The organism is Aeromonas sp. 2692-1 (assembly GCF_013085505.1).
In the GTDB taxonomy this organism is placed as follows: Bacteria; Pseudomonadota; Gammaproteobacteria; order Enterobacterales; family Aeromonadaceae; genus Aeromonas; species Aeromonas hydrophila.
Genome location: NZ_CP038513.1, coordinates 2658541 through 2676516, shown reverse-complemented (window position 1 = coordinate 2676516; position 17976 = coordinate 2658541). Strand labels below are relative to the sequence as shown.

Here is a 17976-nt window from a genome sequence, read left to right as displayed (position 1 = left end):
GCCACCCTGGTGGCCAGTACGGATTCAGGGGGTGATGGCCTGAGCCGCGAAACGGGCCATGATGGGGTTGTGATCCGAGGCATCGGTCGCCGGGCTGCTCACTTCCACCAGGTCCAGGTTGCGGTAGTAGAGGTGATCAAGCGGCCGGCCGAACGCGGTCCGGCGCAGATCCGGCACCGGGATCGCCTCCTGCAGCCCCAGTTCGCCCACTAGCTTGTTCAGCCAGAATTCGCGCTTGTCGCTCCAGGTGTTGAAATCCCCGGCCAGAATGACCGGGCCCTGATGGCGATGGATCAGGGCGGTCAGATCGTTGAGCTGCTCGCGAAAGGTCGCCATTCCCAGCTCGAAATTCACCGCATGCAGGTTCACCACCAGCACGCCGTCAGGATCCCCCTGCAAGGGGTAGAGGCTGACCAGACCGGATTTGGGGATGCGCAGCAGCGGCTCGGGGGAGCGCACGCCGCACACGAACGCCTGTGGCGTCTTGGCGACCGTCATCACGCCGAAGGAGACGCCGCCCTGAGTAAAGGCTTGCAATTGCTGCCACTGGAAATCTCCGGCCTTCAGCCATTCCAGCATGTCGGGGCGGGTCGCCGACTCCTGCAGCAGTACCAGATCCTGGGATTTGGCATACTCGTCCAGCCCCTCGCGCCAGTTTTTACGCTGACCCTTGTAGAGATTCCAGACGGTAATGCCGAACTCGCGTGGCAAGGCGGTGGAGGCCAGCGCCACCAGCGGCGGCTTCTGGCAGTTGGCGCCGGGAATGATGCCCTGCGCCGTGACCAGGTGATCCTGATCCGGCACCTCGAAACAGCCGACCAGTCCCAACGTCAGCAGCGACGTACCCAGAATGCGATAACTATTTTTCATTGGCTAACAACCACCTGCCTCTGCATTGTGTCCTGACCATCACAAATGTCATCGCTGCCGACTAGGCTGATAGCTCGTGTCCGGCCCGGCTCATCCAGAAGGAATTCAACGATGGCGAGACAGCACCAGTACCGCGTGACATTTTATGATCAACAAGGAAATTGTCATCAAGTGGAGCTTTCCACCGTCTATCAGATCAGACGGGATCCCCAGTGCGATCTCTGCCTGTTCGACACGCAGCAGTGCGTCGGCTCGGAAGAGATGCTGGAACGCATGATACGGCAAAAAACCGGGTTTGAGCAGGAAATATCCATCATCAACGCCCGGCTTATCTGAGCCGGATCAGACCGGTACCGGACGGGATTTTCCCTGTTCGTCGATGGCGACATAGGTGAAGATCCCTTCAGTCACGCAGTAGCGCTGGGCCTCGTTTTCACGCAGCACCGGCTTGACCCACACCTCCAGTTTCAGCCGCATGGAGCTGCGACCGATCTTCAGGCAGCGCCCGTAGCAACACACCACGTCGCCCACCTTGACCGGGCTGTGAAAGGTCATGCCCTCGACGGATACGGTACAAATACGTCCTTTTGCCAGCTCCTTGGCCATGATGCCCCCACCTATATCCATCTGGGACATGATCCAGCCCCCGAAGATATCGCCATTGGGGTTGGTATCGGCTGGCATAGCCAGGGTTCTCAGCAACAGTTCCCCATCGGGGTGACGTCTTGTATCTACCATCTTTACCGCTCTCTCTTTATGGATGGCGGCATGATAGGGGGCGAGCCCCCCCTTGGCAAACCTCAATTGCCCGCCGCGCCACCCCATTGGAGCCACCTGTGCCCCACTCTATAGCACAGTGCGGAATGCTCAGTGACCCCGGGCCGCCAGCTCGGCAAACCAGTGCGCCGGATCGGGCCAGCGATAGACAAAACCGAGCTGCTCGCAGATGCGCAGCCCCTCGACGGGGATAAACCGGCCGGCCGGCTCGATGAAGACCGGGGCCGGCAGGCCCAGCTGGCGCGCGGCAAAGGGGTAGAACTGCTCCCGGCGCGGGTGCACCGGTGCGCTCAGGTTGTAGGCATCGCCATCCTTTCCCTGCGCCAGCAACAGCTGACAGGCGGCTACCACGTCATCCAGGTGCACCAGGTTCACCGCCTGACCGCCCCCCTCCAGGGTCTTGCCCGCCAGGAAGCGGCCGGGATGACGCTGTGGCCCGTACAGCCCGGCCGGGCGCAGCACCATGGCACAGGGAATGCCAGCCCCCATCGCCGCCTGCTCGGCGGCCAGCATCCGCATCCCGCGCTCGTGGGCAGGCATGGGGTCTTCATCCTCCCCCTGCCCCAGCGCCCAGACCGAGGTGGCACTCACGAACAGCAGCCGCTGCACGCCGGCGGCCTGCGCCAGCTCGGCCACCCGCCCGATGGCGGCCGGGTAGTCCTCGACCTTGCTCGGTGGCACGCAGATCACCAGCTCGCGACAGCGAAACGGCAGGGCGGTCAGCCCGGTGCCCAGCTGCAGCGGCCAGGCTTGCAACCCCTCCGCGCTCAGCTGCGCGGCTTTCTGAGCCGAGCTGACCGTCACTGCCACCTGGCGACCCTCGGCCTGCAGTGCCCGGGCCAGCGGCAACCCCAGCCAGCCAGCGCCCACGATCCCCGTCTGGTATTCACTCTCTGTTGTCATGACAAAATCCTGGCAAAAAAAAAACGGCCATCCATGATGACCGTCGAAAGTAACGAAGGAAATAGCTGGATTAACCAGTTACCTCCCACAGCGGGAAAATCGGGAGCACAGGCTCCTAATTCGTGGGGCCTATGCTAGTGGCAGGCAGTCCAAAAAGCTTTGAAGCGGATCACAGTTGAAAAGGATTTCTGAAAACGCTTTCAATTTTTCCGCAAAATAGGGAAGCAACATTGGCCCATTCAGGGCCAATGTCGGCTACTCAGGCGACGGATTCCCGTCTGACCAGCTCGGCCTCGAACTTGAGCTCCAGCCCCTCGGCCGGCTTGTGATCCAGCAGGCTCAGCGCCAGCTCGGCAGCCCGGCCGCCCATCTCCTCGATGGGGTAGCGCACCGTGGTGAGCTTGGGATAGATGTAGCGGGCATAGGGAATGTCATCGAAGCCCACCACCGAGATCTGCTGCGGGATCTTGTATCCCCGCTCCAGCAGACAGGAGATGGCCCCCGCCACCATGGCGTCGTTGAAACCGAGCACGGCGGTAAACTCAACCCCCCGATCCAGCAGTTCGCCCATCGCCACGTAGCCGCCGTTCTCGTCGGCAAAGGCGCGGCCGATGAGGGCAGGATCAAGAGCGATACCGGCCCGCTGCAGGGCGTGGTGATAGCCTGCCATCCGCTGCTGGCCATCGACGAACTCTTCATCGTCCGAGGTGACGAAGGCAATCTTGCGATGGCCCGCATCCAGCAGGTGCTGGCAGGCAGTGGTGATGCCGGCCTGGTTGTCCAGCCAGACACAGCGATCTTCGGCCCCCGGCACCTGGCGGTTGATGAAGACCACCGGGGTGCTGCCCGCCACCAGCTCGCTCAGCTCCTCGTCAGGCAGCGCCTTGCTGTGCAGGATCAGCGCATCGCACTGGCGCTGCAGCAGCGCCTGAATGGCGTGGCGCTCGCGCACCTCGTCGTGATTGCCGGACATGACGATGGTGAACTTGTCCGCCTTGTCCACCACGCTCTCGATGCCGCGCATCATCTGGGCGAAGAAGGGGCCACCACACAGATCCCCCACCAGCACACCGATACAGTTGGAGCGCTTGCTGACCAGCGCCTGGGCAAAGCTGTTGGGACGAAAATTGAGTTCCTTCATGGCCGCCATGACGGCCTCACGCTTTTCTGATGCCACCTGCGCCGTGTTGTTGATGACTCGCGACACTGTTGAAATGGACACATTAGCCAACCGGGAAACGTCTTTAATCGTTGCCACTATCAATTCCTTTGTTGGGGGAGCCTGTCTGTGTTGAACGGGCGATTATAACGAACCTGCCAGACCAAGAGATGGCGCCCGATCACCTGGCAGGTTTCCTTTTGTAACAAAACCTTATGGGATAATAACCATTTTGGGGAGGGAATGGGAATCCGGCTGCCGCCAGGGCGGCAGCCGTCTCAATAAGCGTGACTCAGCTCGCGCTCGGACATGAAGCGCAGCGGCTGCTGCAGCTTGTGCTGATAGATGAGATCGAACGACAGCACGTTCTGCACATAGTTGCGAGTCTCCTTGTAAGGGATGCTCTCGACCCAGACATCCATCGGCTTGTCCGCACTCTGATCGCGCCAGCGTTTCACCCGGCCGGGGCCGGCGTTGTAGGCCGCCGCCGCCAGGATCCGGTTGCCGTCGTACACATCCAACAGCCGCTTGAGATAGGCGCTGCCAAGGCGGATGTTCATGGCGGGATCAAACAGCTGCTGCTCGTTGCGATAGGGCACTCCCAGCTTGCTGGCCGTCTCCTTGGCGGTGGTCGGCATCAGCTGCATCAGTCCCCTCGCCCCGACCGGCGACTGTGCCAGCGGGTAGAGCGCGCTCTCCTGACGGGAAATGGCGTAGAGCAGGCTGGTGTTCATGGTCCGCTCCTGTGCCATCTGGGAGAAGGTGTGCTTGAGCGGCAGCGGGAAGCGCAAATCGAGGGCATCCCAGGCCTCAGCCCGGATGCTGGCCAGAATGGCCAGTTCATGCCAGCCCTGGTTGAGGGCGATGTGGCCGAACTCGAGGCGCTGGGCCACCGGATTGCGATCCATGTTGTGGATCCACTCCGCCCGCGCCGCCGTGATCTCGTTCATGTCGAGCAACTCACGCACCCGCAGCAGGAAGGGCCAGCGGCGGCTGGCGGTGCGCCAGTCCGGCACCTTCTTCGCCACGCTCTGATTCTTCATCCGATAGGGCACGCCACTGCGCTGCGCCGCCATGAAGCCGTAGAAGCCACGCAGATTGGCGGTTTCCAGATAGAGATCCCGCGCCGGTTTCTGCTGGCCCTGTACCTCCAGCGAGCGCGCCAGCCAGTAGCGCCAGCGATCCTCCTTCTGCAGACCCATGGGCATGCGCTTGACCCAGCCGGAGAGACCTTTCCAGTCCTGCTCCCAGATGGCGAGCCGGGCCCGCAGCTCCAGCAGATCCGGGTCGGCCTGGCGCACCACGGTAGCATCCAGCCAGTTGCGCTGGGCGGTTGAGCGATCCAGCAGCAGCCGTCTGGCCACCGCCCGTTCCACCGGCTTGAGTTCGGCGGTACTCAGCGCGAAACGCGAGCGCAGATAGCCGAGCTGCCCCAGTACCGCTTCCGGCTGCTGGTTGGCATAGCGGGCCAGCCCCAGCAGCAGCAACGTTTTGGAGGGTGCGGCGGTAGTGAAATAGGCCGTGTTCATCGCCTTGGCGGGCTGCTCGAACAGGGTAATCATCTGATCCCCGTACGCCTTCATGCTGCTGCCAAGCTGGGCGCCGAGGTGGCGGATGAGGTTCGGGTTCTCCGCCTCGAAGGCCAAGGTCATGCGGGTCCAGATCTTCTCCTGGGTGCGCAAGCCGGCCTGCTGCCAGAGCTGGAACAGGGGATCGCAGGCATCGGGGCGGGACTGGCCACTCAGCCAGAGCTTGCCCGCCTCCTGCAGTGCCTGGTTCTGCTGGCCGGTGTAGTAGCGCGCCTGATAGTGCATGCAGAGCAGATCGGTGGAGTTCGGCTTGGCCGGATAGAAGCGCAGGAACTGGGACCATTGCTGGCTCTGGGCCAGATAGGTGAGATAGCTGCGCTCCAGCCGGTTGGATTGGGGGGTGTCGCCGTGCTCGCGGATGAAGCGGGTCACGTCGTCATACTCTGCCGCCCCGGGCCGAAAGGCCAGCTGGTAGTAATCGAGATAGGGCAGCAGCGGATAATGGGTCAAACGGGCACGAATTTGCTGAAAACGGGCCTGATCGTCGGCCCGCACCGCGTCATAAGCCTGGCGATAGAGAGATTGTTCCAGGGTCTGCGCCGCAACCTGCGTCAGCAGCCCCGGCACGCACAGCGCCGATAAAATGATTCCCTGCACGGCTTTCACGAGAGACGTCTCCATTGAGAGGCAATGCCACCGCCCGTTGGCGGTGGTGTCATATTCCCTCATTCTACCCGTTAACCCAAGGGGCTACAGCTCGCCGGCGAGACTATTTTTACCCCCGGCCAGCGGGCTTTCACTGCGGGCAAGGCGCTGCACGTAGCGCTCCAGATAGGGCACCGGCAGCGGCTTGGAAGCCAGGTAGCCCTGGTAGAAGTGGCAACCCTGGGCCTGCAGAAACTCCAGCTGCTGACGCGACTCCACCCCTTCCGCCGTCACGTTGAAGCCCATGTGGCGCGCCATGGCGATCACCGCCTCGACGATGGCCATGTTGTCGCCATCGCGCGGGATATCCTGGATGAAGGAGCGATCGATCTTGAGCTCGTCCGCCGGCAACCGCTTGAGGTAGCTCAGGGAGGAGTAACCGGCGCCGAAGTCATCGATGGCAAAGCTGATGCCAAGCGCCTTGAGCTCGCTCATCTTGCTGATGGTGTCTTCCGCATGACCCAGCACCACGGACTCGGTGATCTCCAGATTCAGGCTGGCGGGATCCATGCCGGTGGAGGCCAGCATGTCGTGGATCCGGTCGACGAAATCGGTGGCGTGAAACTGCTTGGCACTGACGTTCACCGACAGCTGCGGGATGTGAATGCCGTTCTCCTCCCAGCGCACGTACTGGGCGCAGGCTTCGTACAACACCCAGTTGCCGATGTCGACGATAAGGTCCGTCTCCTCGGCGATGGGAATGAACTCGGCGGGCGACACCAGGGCCCGGCCGGGCGGCTGCCAGCGGATCAGCGCCTCGACGCCGATGATGTCGCCCCCCTCCACCATGTGTTGGGGCTGGTAGTAGAGGGTCAGCTCCTGCTGGTTAAGGGCGCTGCGCAGTTCGTTGTGGATGAGCAGCCGGCGATCCGCCTGCAACTGCATGGAGGCATCGAAGAAGCGCCGGGTCTTGCGACCGGCCGACTTGGCCTGATACATGGCGGTGTCCGCCTGCTTGAGCAGATCGTCCACCCCCTGCTCCCGGCCGGGGAAGAGGGTGATGCCTACACTGGCGCCAATATGCAGCACCTGGCCCGCATGGTTGTAGGGGGCCGCAATCTCGCTGATGAGCCGTTCGGCGATAAGGTCGGCCTGCATCTCCGCCTGGGGGGGGCTGGCCGAAAGCGAGGGCAACAGCAGCACGAACTCGTCGCCGCCGAGCCGCGCCAGACAATCCCCCTGCCGTACCAGCCGCTTGAGCCGGCTGGCGACCTCCTTGAGCAGCCAGTCGCCGGTGGCGTGGCCGAGGGAGTCGTTGATGGTCTTGAAGTGATCCAGATCGATGAACAGCAGGGCGCCGATCAGATAGTCGCGGCTCGCCTCGCCAAAGGCGTGGGCCAGGGTTTCGTGCAGCTGGCGGCGGTTGGGCAGGCCGGTCAGCTCGTCGTAGTAGGCGAGATCCTGGATGCGGCGCTCGGCCTCCTTGCGCTCGGAGATATCTTCGAAACAGATGACGAAGTGGCTGATCTCCCCCCTGTCATCCTGCACCGGGGTGACTATCTCCCACTGCGGATAGGGGTAGCCATCCGCGTGCAGCCGTTGAGTCTCCCCCTGCCAGCGGCTCAGGGTGCCGAGCTCGTAGCCAAGTCCCCCCAGCCCGCACCAGAGATCGTTGCCCAGATGCAGGCCGATCACCCGCTGGCTGTCAAAGCCGGTGATCTGGCTGAAGGCGTGGTTGACCCGCAAAATCTTGAAATCGGGGTCGGTGATGATGATCCCTTCATGGGTTTCAAACGCCACGGCCGACAGGCGCAGCTGGGCATCGCTCTGCAGCCGTTCCAGCTCCGCCACCATCCGCATGGAGAAGGTGGTCAGCACCGACCCCAGATTGGGGATCGCGCTCTGATCGGAGAAGATCAGCGCCAGGTTGCCCAGGATCTGGCCGTTGCGATCACACAGCGGCAGGCCGTAGTAGCCCTGCCCCGCCTTGAAACCGGTACAGCAGGGCAGATCGTTCGCCAGCGGAATGACGCAGGTCTCCCCCGCCAGATAGACCTGCTGGCAGGGCATGCCGTCGAGTTCGTACTCCTTGAGGTCGATGCCGTGGCAGGCCAGCACCTTGAGCCGTCCGCTGCCGGTGCGCTCCGCCAGCCAGACCGCGTCCGCCACCAGGATGTGGGCGAGCTGGTTGACCAGGGTATTGAAGAAATCGAGCCCGGTCCGGGCAGAGAGCGCCTGCGCCAGCTGGGTCAACAAGGGGTCTTGCAGCAGCGGCAGTTGTTGGGAGAGGTCGGCAGGCAGCTGGGTACTGCGGGTGGTGTCGAGCGGCGCAATCCAGCCGCAGCACATCTGCTGGGCCGGCACGTACTGGCCGCTCCAGAGCACATGGCGCACCTCGCCGCCCTCCTCGCAGAGGTGACCGATGAACTGGGCCGGTTGCTGTGAGTGGTAAAGTCTGGCGAGAAAGTCGGCAAAGCCGGCCTCGTCATCTGCCGCCAATTGCCCGAACCAGGGGTGAGGCCCCTCTCCTTGCCAGAGCTGGTAGGAGGCATGATCGGACAGACTCCACTGGGCGTGTTGCCGATCATAAAACCACATCATCTGAGTGGCCTGCTGTTTCATGTACTACTCCAACACCACAACAACCACGTTCAAGCCCTTGACGACTTGACAGCGCCCACATTCACAGCGCGCACGTCGGCAAGGGCGGTGCGGGGAGAAAGTGCAAAAGATGCGAGACTAAGCGGTGAAAACCGGACATGAGGTCGACATGCGGCGCTGCCACGAAGGGACAGAAACGATCCAAGTTTCTCCATACTGCCTGCCAGTTTCGTGGAGCTCAAGCGCTTTTTGGTGCAGAACGGGAAAAGATCACAATTTATTCCTCCCCTCGGAAGCAAGGCCACAGTTCGTGACGCAGATCACATTTTAATGTTCAGCCATGAGTAATCTGAAGGTGAAGACACAAGCAAGACGACCCGAAGGGGGCCAATATGAAAATCGAAATCACCAGCAAAATCATCGACATCACCCCGGCTATCCGCGAGCGCATTGAATCCCGTTTTGACAAGCTCGAGCGTCTTCAGGTGCCTCTTATCACACCCCATGTGATTGTCTCCAAAGAGCGTCTGATGTTCATCGTTGAAGCCACTGCTGGCATCCCCAACGGCAAGCTGTTTGCCCAGGCAGAACATGAGGACTTGTACGCCGCCATCACCGAACTGGGGCAAAAGCTGGAACGCCAGCTCAACCGTCACACCGAGAAACCCATCGCCCGTCGCGCCGCAGCGGCTGGCAAGGAAGTACCGCAAGAGGATGAAGCCGACGCCTAAACTGCGCCACGGCACAGCCAACAACGACAAAGGCGGGATCTCCCGCCTTTTTGCTGCCCGAATACCGGCGCTTGTCGCCTTCAGCCACCACTTAGCCAGTGCAGCCTGGCATCCACCCCCGCCTTGAGCGTATCGAGGATCGGCAGCATCAGCAGGGGATCGTCGCGTCTTGGCTGATCCGCCAGCTTGCCCTGCCAACGCTCCCGTCCAAGCGGCGAGAGGTTGTCATAGACGGCGGGCTCCAGCGCCGGCGGGGCGCCGAGCAGCGGCGGTGAGCGCAACGCCAGCCAGAGCCGCACATCCACCATGGAGCCCCCCTGTTGCAGCCGCTCGTTGAGCAAAGCGGCCTCTTCATCATTTGCACTGCCCTGCAAGGGCGTGGCTGGCGGCAGCTCAAAGCGGCTGCGCCAGACCCGGCTCTCAGCCTTTGCTGGCTGCCTCGGGTCGAACCAGGGCTGCTCTTCCACCGCATCGGTCAGCAGGGCCAGATGCAGGCGAAAGTCAGCCCTGTCTCCGTGCTGGAGATCCTGGTTGAGACGTTGCCCCAGCTGGGCCTCGTCCACCAGCCACTGCTCACGAATGGCGCTGGGTAGCATGAGATAACTCTTGGAAACGGTGGTTTCATCCTTTATCGGCCGCAAATACGATCCTTTAAGCAGGAAAAATCCAGCCAAGGGGTTCACAACCCCGGCAGATCTGTTAGTATGCGCCTCGCACTTGTGGAGGGGTTCCCGAGTGGCCAAAGGGATCAGACTGTAAATCTGACGGCTCTGCCTTCGAAGGTTCGAATCCTTCTCCCTCCACCATTTCAAGTGCAGTCACGGCGCCCGCCGTGGATAAAAATTGGCAATACCCCGTGGAGGGGTTCCCGAGCGGCCAAAGGGATCAGACTGTAAATCTGACGGCTCTGCCTTCGAAGGTTCGAATCCTTCTCCCTCCACCATCATTCAAGAAAACCCGGCCTCGCGCCGGGTTTTCGCTTTTCAGCATCCCCTCTCTGTTCATCAACATCAGCGTCAGCCGCATCAACGCCGCCCATAAAAACGGGAGGCTTGCGCCTCCCGTTCTTGTCTCTTCCTGTCCGCTACAGGGTGAAGCGATAGAAGATATCCACCGCCTGGGCCACCCCGCTCATGGCCTGCAGGTAGAGCCTGGGCATCAGCTCGTAGCGCAGCTTGAACTCGGCGATGGGGCTGAACACCCCGACCCCGTACTGGAACTGCAGCCCCGGCAGCAGATAGGCCGACAAGGTCACCTGGGTGTTGTCGCCACTGCCGGCAGTGTCGAGGGCCACGTCGCTCATGCCGAGGGATTCTCCCAGACTGGAGACCACGCCGTTGGCCTGGCTGATCGCGCCCGCCACCAGCAGGCCGTTGAAGCCGCCATCCTCGCCGCTGGTCTGCAGCCCCTTGCCGCGCAGCAGATAGGAGAGCTGCTCGGACTGGGCCAGCTGCGGCTCCGAGTAGACGGTGATCTTGGGCTTGCTGGCCGGCCCGGTCACCCGCACCCCCACCGTCACCTTGTCCTCGATGGTATCGGGATCCCGATACGCCTCTATGTTGAGGAACGGCTGATCGAGGGGGCCGGAGAAGAGGATGCGGCCATCCTTGATGATGAGGTTCTGACCATAGGCCTTGAAGCGCCCGTCATTGAGCACCAGCTGGCCGTTGCCCGCCAGCGGCCGCGAGGGATCCTGGCGGATGTTGATGCCGCCCCCCACCTTAGTCTTGAGCCCCATCGCCTCCAGCCGCACGTCGTCACCCAGCCGGATGGCCAGCTTGATCGCCATCGGCAGCGGCGCCGCCTTGGGCACCGGCGGCAGATCGTCGTAGACCACGGTCACATCGTCCGACACCGCCACCGCGCTCTCGGGCAGGCTCTTGACCAGGATCCGCGCCCAGGGGATGTCGACCTGACCGGTGATCCGGGTCTCCTCCCCCAGCGAGATGGCGATGTCCGGGGAGACCCGCACCCGGCCCATGCCCGGATACTGGGCTTCCAGCTCCTTGCCCTGGATGGTGAGGCTGCCGGTGACCGGCAGCTGTGCCCAGCTCAGCCAGCCCCCCAGTGCCAGCGGCCCCTTGCCCACCAGCATGGTGCCGTCCAGCTCGGCCCGGTTGCCTTCAATCTTGAGGCGGGTCACCAGCTTGGAGAGGGTCACCATGTCGGAGTGGGTCTGCACCTCCCCATCCAGCAGATTGAGCTGACCAAACAGCAGCGGCGAGGCCAGGGTACCGTCGAAGCGGGCATCGGCCGAGATGACCCCCTGCAGTGAGCGCACCTCGGGGATGAGCGGGGCGAAGGTGGTCAGCTTGAGGTCGTCAAACTTGAGCTGGCCGGAGAGATTGCCGCGACCGGACGGATCCCGGATATAGAGCTTGGTGTCGATGTTGCCGATCTGCTCGGAGGCAAAGTCGAGCCGGATCGCCGCCTGCTGGCGCTCGAAGTCCACCCCGAGCTCGAGACGCTGATAGTCGGTCTTGAGCTCGTCGGCCACGAAGGCGCCCGGCGTGGTGCGCACGGTGGCGTGCAGGGTTGGCTGATTGCCGCGCCAGCTGGCCCGCCCGTCTGCGGAGAGCACCGCCTGCCAGCGGAAGTTGTCCGGCAGCCAGGGCCGCAGGCGCTTGAGGTCGAACTGGTTGAGGGCAAACTCCAGGCTGCCCTGCTGGGCCGACACCTGGCTGCCTTTGACGCAGAGGCTGGCCCCCTGGGAGCCGAGGCAGAGATCCCCCATGGTCAGCCGCTGACGCGGCAGATCGAGGTCGAGGGCCCAGGGCGCGCTCAGCTCCCAGCGCCGCAGCGGCGTCTTCAACTTGAGCTCGCCGAGGGCACCGCGCCAGCGCTCCCCGCGCAGACCGCCGCTCAGCTTGAGGTTGGCTGCCACCGGGTCGCCCTTCATGGTGAGCGACAGGACGTGCTGGTTGAGATCGCCGCTCAGGTTGAGCGCCAGCTGGCTGAGGCTGGTCGCCCCCTGTACCAGGCTGGCCACCGTCAGGGCCACTTCCCCTGCCGGCTTGTCACCGACCAGGGCATTGCCCTTGATGGCGATCCCCTTCAGATCGGTGCCGGCATAATAGAGGCGGCTGGCAGCCAGCTCTGTGGTGACCCGCGGCGCTTGCTGATTGCCGGTCAGGCGTACCTGCCCCTTGATGTCCCCCTTGAGCCCGGGGTAGAGCCCCGCCAGGTTGGGGGCATCGAGATCCGCATCCAGTTTCCACGCCTGCTGGCTCAGGCTGCCCTTGGCCTGCAGCTGGTTGGGGCCGCTTTGCAGCGCCAGCGCCGGGATGGTCCACTCCATCTTTTCGTTGCCGCTCGCGCTGCCCTTGATGGCCAGCGGATACTGGTTGAGCTTGCCGTCCACCTTCAGCTCGGGCAGTTGCAGTTGCCAGTGACCCGCCTCATCGAGCTCGAAACGGCTGGCAATCTTGCCCGCCAGCGCCCCCTTGAGCTCGGGCACCAGCTCGGCCGGGTTGATCCCCTTGAATTCCGTGGTGCCCTGCCAGCGAACCCCCTTGTCCCAGGCGAGCTTGCCGTCCAGCTTGAGCTCCCCCTTGAGAGCATTGAGCAGCAGGTTGATCTGGTTCAGCTGCGTCAGATCCCCCTTGCCCGTCAGCACCAGCTTGAAGGGCGGCACGTCCGTGCCCTTGCCGGCGGTATTCAAGGCAAACTGGTAGCCGGAGAGCTTGCCCTTGGCACTCAAACTGCCCTTGTCCAGCCGGTAGCTTGGCTCATCTTTGGCGGGCTTGTGCAGCGGCCAACCCAGGCTCTTCCACTCCAGCGCCGCATCAAAGGGCAAGTCGGGATCGAGGGCCGCCAAGGACCCCTTGAGGCTGGCGGCCACCGGCCCCTTGGCCTGCAGCGCCAGTGCCAGCTTGCCCACCGAGCCACCCAGGGTCAGGCTGGCCTGCTGCCCCTGCAGCTCGCCATCCAGCAGCCCTTTGCGGGCCTTGGCATCCAGAGTCAGGGCGAGCGGATAATCGTCTTTGAGCTGGATCTTGCCCTTGAGCGCCAGATCCGCCATGGCATGGCGCAGGGAGAGCTCGCGCAGCGCGATGTCGCTCCCCTCGGCACTGGCCGACAGCAGCAGCTTGTCGAGCCCTTCAATCAATTCACCTTGCTGATAGCGAAACGCCGTGACCTGCAATCCTTCCAGCTGGATGGGGAACGGCAGCCGGATGGCGGGCAGCGCGATGGGGGCCGCCTTGGTTGCCTGCTGCGCCTTGCTCTCATCCGCCGGCTTCGCCTTGGCGGTGACAGGCGACTTGGCCGCAACCTTGTCTTGAGAGCTTGCCTTGGCGGCAGCCGGTTTGGCAGCCTCGGTGGCCTGCGTCTCGGCCAGGGTCACCTTGAGGCCGTCCAGCACCGGCCCCTGCACGATCAGCCCCTTGCGGCTGAGGGTGGCGCCGATGTCGAGGGACTTGAGGCTCACCCCCACCCCGGGCACCGTCACATCGAGATCCGCCACCTGGAGGCTGTCGACCTGAATTTTCAGGGGCAGCGGGTGCCAGACGAAGGGCTCTGACGGCTCTTCCGGGGTCGGCTCGGAGTCGGCGACCTTGACCACCGGGTGGGTGACGTTAAGGGATTTGATCCAGAGCTTGCCCTGCAGCAGCTTGCCCAGATCCCAGTCCAGCACGGCGCGATCTACCGTGACGTCCACCAGCTCGTCCTGCCAGCCAACCCCTTCCAGGGTCCAGCCATAGCCAAGCTGGCCCGCCACCAGTTCCCCCTTGAGGGAAGGCAGGGCGGCCCTGGCCTGCTGCCACAGCCACTTGTTGCCCTGATGGGTGAAGCCCAGCAGGCTGACGCCGATGAGCAGCAGGAAGATGAGCCCCATCAGCCAGAGAAAGATGCGTTTTACCCAGATCACAGCACAGACCCCCGCGAAAGATGCAGCCGCAGCGGCCAGAGAAAGATGCGTTTTACCCAGATCACAGTGCAGACCCCCGCGAAAGACGCAGCCGCAGCGGCCAGAAAAAAATACGTTTTACCCAGATCACAGCGCAGACCCCCGCGAAAGATGCAGCCGCAGCGGCCGGTCAGGAGAACAGAAGAGAAGAGAAGAGGAGTGGAGCGCGGCCGGATCATAGTTCAGGCCCCAGCGCGAAGTGGAGTCGCAGCGGCTTCTCCTCCTCGGAAATGCCCACCGCCAGGTCGAGCCTGACCTGACCGATGGGGGTCACCCAGCGCACGCCGACCCCGGTGCCTATCTTCCAGGCCTCGCTGTAGTCGACCGTGGCGGTACCGCTGTCCACGAACAGGGCCCCCAGCCACTTGTCGCTGAAGCGGTAGTTGTACTCGGCGCTGGCGACGCTCACGTAGCGGCCCCCCAGCAACTTGCCGTCGCTGCCGCGCGGCGAGATGGTCTCGTAGCCGTAGCCGCGCACCGTCTGGTCACCACCGGTAAAGAAGCGCAGGGAGGGCGGCACCAGCGAGAAGCTGTCCCCTATGATGGCCCCCTGTTCGGCCCGCAGCAGGAAGCGGTGATCCTCCCCCAGGGTGCGCAGCCACTTGCTGCGCCCCCACACCCGCACGAAGCTGATGTCGGAGCCCCAGTAGGGATCGGAAAACTCCAGGGTGAGCTGTTGGCGATCGCCCCAGTCGGGCACCAGACCGCCGCGCACCCGCAGCCGCGACCAGGAGACACCGGGGATCAGCAGCAAGCTGTTGCCCTCGTCGGCACCCTGGGTATAGATCTCGTTCTCCAGCCGGATGAACACGTCCCGGTCCCAGCTCTCCGGCCGCCGCTTCCAGCGGTGCACACTGAGGGTGGTCAGGTCGGAGCGGGTATCGTTGTTGTCCTTGTATTGATAACCGGCCTGCAGCGAGTAATAGTCCCGCAGCGGATTGCCCACCGGGATCTGGTAGTCGAAGCTGAGCTCGGCCTCGGGTTGGGAGACCTTGGCGGTGGCGTTGAGCCGGTGACCGTAGCGGTTGACCCAGGGCTTCTCCCAGGTGGCGCTCATGCGAGGCCCCACGTCGGTGGCATAGCCGATACCCGTTTCAATCTCGTGATCGACCCGGTTGGAGAGGGTCACCTGCACCGGCACCCGGTTGCCCTCGGCCTGGCTGATGAGGGGCTTGATGTCCACCTGCTTGAACAGCTTGGTGGAGGAGACATCCTGCGACATCTCCGCCAGCCGGATCGCCAGATAGGGGTCGCCGCTCTTGATGTTGATGAGCGGGCGGATGAGGCGCAGCGCCTCCGGCGTGGCGTCGTAGTGGATCTCGCCGAAGTGGTAGCGCGGGCCGGAGCGAAACAGGATGTAGATCTCGGCGGTGCCCTGATCTGGGAACACCTTGACCTGGCTCTTGCTGATCTTGGCGTCGAAGTAGCCGCGCGCCAGCCCCAGACTGCCCAGATCCGCCTTGATGGATTCGTATTTGCCGTGGTTGAGGGGATCCCCCTCTTTCAGGGGCAGCTTGTCCAACAGCTCGCTGTAGAGCTCGTCGCTGCTGGCATCCCCTTCCAGCAGGATGTCGAGACGGGAGATGATGACCGGCTTGCCCGGCTCCACCTCGATGATCACTTTGGCGGGCGCCTTCTTGTCGCGGCTCAGGGTGATCTTGGGCTGGTAGTAGCCATAGACCTGCAGCGCCTTTTGCACGCTCTCGGTGATCTTGGCGCGGGCCGGACGGTACTGGCGCTCCTGATAGACCGGCAGGGCATTGAGGTAGGCCTCGACGTTGTCCTTGTTCTCCCCCTTCAGTCCCTTGATCTGATAGGTGAGTTTGGCCGCCATGGCGGGCGTGACGAACAGCAGCAGACAGAGGCTCAGTCCCAGCGCGCGAAGCCCACGACGAAAGGCCCGTGCGGGCGGTGAGATCCCTGCAGGCAGGGGCGGATTGCATCCTGTCAAACGTCAATTTCCCCGAAGAACATGATTAAAATAATGCGATATTCAGAACGAATATGAGGCTCACTCGATCGCAAACGCGCCTCATCCTAGCATATCCCCGGCCCGACATCAGAGCGGGATGACACCGAATTTCGCCATATTATTGAAGCCTTTGCCCGCGCAGGCCGCGCATTTTTCACACTTTCCCCCGCTGACTTATGCCACTGCGGGTCAAAAAGGGCAATCCATGACCAGCACGGCCATGCCATATGGCCCTTGCCGGCCCATCCGGCCCGCTATCGCGCCATCCCTTGTTTGCCGATGGGCGCGACATCAACTGTCGGCAACTGGTCAAGATAGCGGCAATTCCCTCTCTCACCGGGCCCGCCAGCCACATTCTGGTTGCCACTGGGCCGCCCGCCTTGCCCCACTCCCGCAGAGGTAGTGCATTTTATCTCGCAGGATCAAAGAGTTGCCATCACCCAATCAAAGCCTCGTTCAACCCAATCGATTTATCCCGCTGCCCCCCTGCTCACTTCTCGCCCACACTGGGGTCATTGCACCAAGGCTCGCATCCCACCAGAGGAGACACCGTATGCACGCACGCAGCGAACAGATGGCGGACTACATCGCCGACCGACTCGAATTCATCACCTTTCTCGCCTGTTGCAGCGCCCTGCTGGCCCTGCTGACCGGCATGAACGGCCAGCAGGCGCTGGCCTTCACCGCGCTGAACCTGCCGTTCGGGCTCGCCATCCTGCTGGGCATGGCCATGCTGGCACCGCTGCCGACCCACTGGCGCCTGCCGGGCATCACCTTGCTGCTGGCGGGCAGCGCCCTGGCGACCCTGCAACTGGGGGGCAACTGGCTCAATCCGCTGGCCATCTGGAGCCTGCATGCCCTGCTCGGGCTGGAGATCCTCTGGCAGGCACGGCCCAGAACCCGGCTTGCTGCCCGTGCCCGCAGCTGAATTTGCCATGACGGCTGACGCGCGGCAGGAATTGGAGTACTCTTTGCGCCCCCGATTTGCCCACCGCCGAGGAGCGTCCCGATGAGAAAAGCCTGTGCCCAGCACATCCTGGTCAAGACCGAGAAAGAGTGTCTGGAGATCAAGGAGAAGATTGCCAAGGGAGCCGACTTCGGCCAGATGGCCAAGCGCTTCTCCACCTGTGCCTCCAGCAAGCGCTTCGGCGATCTGGGGGAGTTTTCGAAAGGCGACATGGTCAAGGCATTTGACGATGCCGTGTTCAAGGGCGAACTGCTGACCGTGCTCGGCCCGGTGCGCACCAAGTTCGGCTTCCACCTTATCAAGGTGCTCTACCGCAGCTGAGTTCAGGGCCCGGTTCAGGGTTCTGGGTTCAACTCCACCGGCCAGCCGCCGCAGCGGCGGGCATAGAAGCCGAAACGCCAGGGGTGGCGCGCCGCCCAGTCCTCCATTTCGGGCGCCGGTGTGAACCGGCTCTGCGGCCAGAGTGCAACCCGGCTCGGCCGCCCGTGCAGGGCCTGCCAGCGCGTCAAGCTCACCTGGGCCAAGCGCCACTGATAGTCATCCTTCGGCAGCAGGGCCGGCGCAAATGCCAGCCCCCGATTGCAATACTGGCCCTCGCCATCGCGCCCATCCACCAGTTGCCAGAACACGTTGAGCAGATCGCCATAACCCACTTTGACCGGGTCATAGTCGATGCGCACCGCCTGGCGCCGCGGTGGCACTTCCCGCCAGCTCGACCCCGTCGCCGCCAGCTGGCTGACGTAGCCCGGCTCCACCCGGCTGACCCCGGGCAGGGTCTCGTAGACGGCTTCGGCGCGCCACATGTCCCCCGCCGCCAGCACGGCGCTGTCCGCCCACAGCGGAACGCTTGGGAAAAGCAGCAGGATTGAGATAAATTTACTAACGTTATCAGTCAATTAAGTTTATCCTTCTG

14 protein-coding genes and 2 tRNA genes are annotated in these 17976 nt (G+C 63.2%); 6 read left to right on the top strand and 10 right to left on the bottom strand.

Annotated elements, in window-relative coordinates; translation table 11 throughout:
- Positions 1 to 24: 24 nt before the first annotated feature.
- The gene (locus E5E97_RS12790; RefSeq protein WP_016350239.1) at positions 25 to 870 is read right to left on the bottom strand and encodes an endonuclease/exonuclease/phosphatase family protein; all 846 of its coding nucleotides are present in this window, start codon (positions 868 to 870) and stop codon (positions 25 to 27) included.
- Between the two features lie 111 nt (positions 871 to 981).
- Here E5E97_RS12790 and E5E97_RS12785 point away from each other — a divergent pair, with 111 nt between their 5' ends.
- A complete protein-coding gene (locus E5E97_RS12785; RefSeq protein WP_005299261.1) occupies positions 982 to 1206 on the top strand; it encodes a hypothetical protein in 225 nt (74 codons plus the stop codon).
- 6 nt (positions 1207 to 1212) lie between these two features.
- Here the strand turns inward: E5E97_RS12785 and yciA are convergent, their stop codons facing one another.
- The 5 genes from yciA to E5E97_RS12760 all read right to left on the bottom strand — a co-directional run bounded on the left by yciA (position 1213) and on the right by E5E97_RS12760 (position 8505).
- Complete coding sequence (yciA, locus tag E5E97_RS12780; protein WP_005299258.1) at positions 1213 to 1608, bottom strand: acyl-CoA thioester hydrolase YciA; 396 nt, start codon at positions 1606 to 1608, stop codon at positions 1213 to 1215.
- Positions 1609 to 1737: 129 nt separating this feature from the next.
- Positions 1738 to 2550, bottom strand: a complete 813-nt coding sequence (locus E5E97_RS12775; protein WP_118881542.1) for an NAD-dependent epimerase/dehydratase family protein — start codon at positions 2548 to 2550, stop codon at positions 1738 to 1740.
- A gap of 259 nt (positions 2551 to 2809) precedes the next feature.
- Positions 2810 to 3808 (bottom strand): LacI family DNA-binding transcriptional regulator, encoded by a 999-nt coding sequence (locus E5E97_RS12770; protein ID WP_171280357.1) that lies wholly within the window; start codon positions 3806 to 3808, stop codon positions 2810 to 2812.
- A gap of 179 nt (positions 3809 to 3987) precedes the next feature.
- Positions 3988 to 5904 carry a transglycosylase SLT domain-containing protein gene (locus E5E97_RS12765; RefSeq protein ID WP_118881543.1) on the bottom strand — a complete coding sequence of 639 codons (1917 nt, stop codon included), beginning with the start codon at positions 5902 to 5904 and terminating at the stop codon, positions 3988 to 3990.
- 84 nt (positions 5905 to 5988) lie between these two features.
- Positions 5989 to 8505, bottom strand: a complete 2517-nt coding sequence (locus tag E5E97_RS12760; RefSeq protein WP_171280356.1) for a bifunctional diguanylate cyclase/phosphodiesterase — start codon at positions 8503 to 8505, stop codon at positions 5989 to 5991.
- A 371-nt stretch (positions 8506 to 8876) separates the two neighbouring features.
- On the opposite strand from E5E97_RS12760, the gene raiA reads away from it, so the two are divergent.
- A complete protein-coding gene (gene raiA, locus E5E97_RS12755) occupies positions 8877 to 9215 on the top strand; it encodes a ribosome-associated translation inhibitor RaiA (RefSeq protein ID WP_011705453.1) in 339 nt (112 codons plus the stop codon).
- 80 nt (positions 9216 to 9295) lie between these two features.
- Here raiA and E5E97_RS12750 read toward each other — a convergent pair whose 3' ends face one another.
- On the bottom strand, positions 9296 to 9811 hold the full coding sequence (locus E5E97_RS12750; protein WP_060389685.1) for a VC2046/SO_2500 family protein: 516 nt from the start codon (positions 9809 to 9811) through the stop codon (positions 9296 to 9298).
- Positions 9812 to 9936: 125 nt separating this feature from the next.
- Here E5E97_RS12750 and E5E97_RS12745 point away from each other — a divergent pair.
- Together E5E97_RS12745 and E5E97_RS12740 are read left to right on the top strand one after the other, a co-directional pair.
- A tRNA-Tyr gene (locus E5E97_RS12745) sits at positions 9937 to 10021 on the top strand.
- 52 nt (positions 10022 to 10073) lie between these two features.
- Positions 10074 to 10158, top strand: a tRNA-Tyr gene (locus E5E97_RS12740).
- Positions 10159 to 10299: 141 nt separating this feature from the next.
- On the opposite strand, the gene E5E97_RS12735 is transcribed toward E5E97_RS12740, so the two are convergent.
- Positions 10300 to 14085, bottom strand: a complete 3786-nt coding sequence (locus tag E5E97_RS12735) for a translocation/assembly module TamB domain-containing protein (protein WP_171280355.1) — start codon at positions 14083 to 14085, stop codon at positions 10300 to 10302.
- Between the two features lie 214 nt (positions 14086 to 14299).
- On the bottom strand, positions 14300 to 16000 hold the full coding sequence (locus tag E5E97_RS12730) for an autotransporter assembly complex family protein (RefSeq protein WP_282098626.1): 1701 nt from the start codon (positions 15998 to 16000) through the stop codon (positions 14300 to 14302).
- Between the two features lie 649 nt (positions 16001 to 16649).
- Here E5E97_RS12730 and E5E97_RS12725 point away from each other — a divergent pair.
- Together E5E97_RS12725 and E5E97_RS12720 are read left to right on the top strand one after the other, a co-directional pair.
- Positions 16650 to 17024, top strand: a complete 375-nt coding sequence (locus E5E97_RS12725) for a hypothetical protein (protein ID WP_024943794.1) — start codon at positions 16650 to 16652, stop codon at positions 17022 to 17024.
- Between the two features lie 81 nt (positions 17025 to 17105).
- Complete coding sequence (locus E5E97_RS12720) at positions 17106 to 17384, top strand: peptidylprolyl isomerase (RefSeq protein ID WP_024943795.1); 279 nt, start codon at positions 17106 to 17108, stop codon at positions 17382 to 17384.
- Between the two features lie 14 nt (positions 17385 to 17398).
- Here E5E97_RS12720 and E5E97_RS12715 read toward each other — a convergent pair whose 3' ends face one another.
- Positions 17399 to 17959 (bottom strand): peptide-methionine (S)-S-oxide reductase, encoded by a 561-nt coding sequence (locus E5E97_RS12715; RefSeq protein WP_045790221.1) that lies wholly within the window; start codon positions 17957 to 17959, stop codon positions 17399 to 17401.
- Positions 17960 to 17976: the final 17 nt, after the last annotated feature.

Coding starts and splice junctions, on each gene's coding strand:
- E5E97_RS12790 (WP_016350239.1), bottom strand. CDS start 870: ATGAAAAATAGTTATCGCATTCTGGGTACGTCGCTGCTGACGTTGGGA.
- E5E97_RS12785 (WP_005299261.1), top strand. CDS start 982: ATGGCGAGACAGCACCAGTACCGCGTGACATTTTATGATCAACAAGGA.
- yciA (WP_005299258.1), bottom strand. CDS start 1,608: ATGGTAGATACAAGACGTCACCCCGATGGGGAACTGTTGCTGAGAACC.
- E5E97_RS12775 (WP_118881542.1), bottom strand. CDS start 2,550: ATGACAACAGAGAGTGAATACCAGACGGGGATCGTGGGCGCTGGCTGG.
- E5E97_RS12760 (WP_171280356.1), bottom strand. CDS start 8,505: ATGAAACAGCAGGCCACTCAGATGATGTGGTTTTATGATCGGCAACAC.
- raiA (WP_011705453.1), top strand. CDS start 8,877: ATGAAAATCGAAATCACCAGCAAAATCATCGACATCACCCCGGCTATC.
- E5E97_RS12750 (WP_060389685.1), bottom strand. CDS start 9,811: ATGCTACCCAGCGCCATTCGTGAGCAGTGGCTGGTGGACGAGGCCCAG.
- E5E97_RS12725 (WP_024943794.1), top strand. CDS start 16,650: ATGCACGCACGCAGCGAACAGATGGCGGACTACATCGCCGACCGACTC.
- E5E97_RS12720 (WP_024943795.1), top strand. CDS start 17,106: ATGAGAAAAGCCTGTGCCCAGCACATCCTGGTCAAGACCGAGAAAGAG.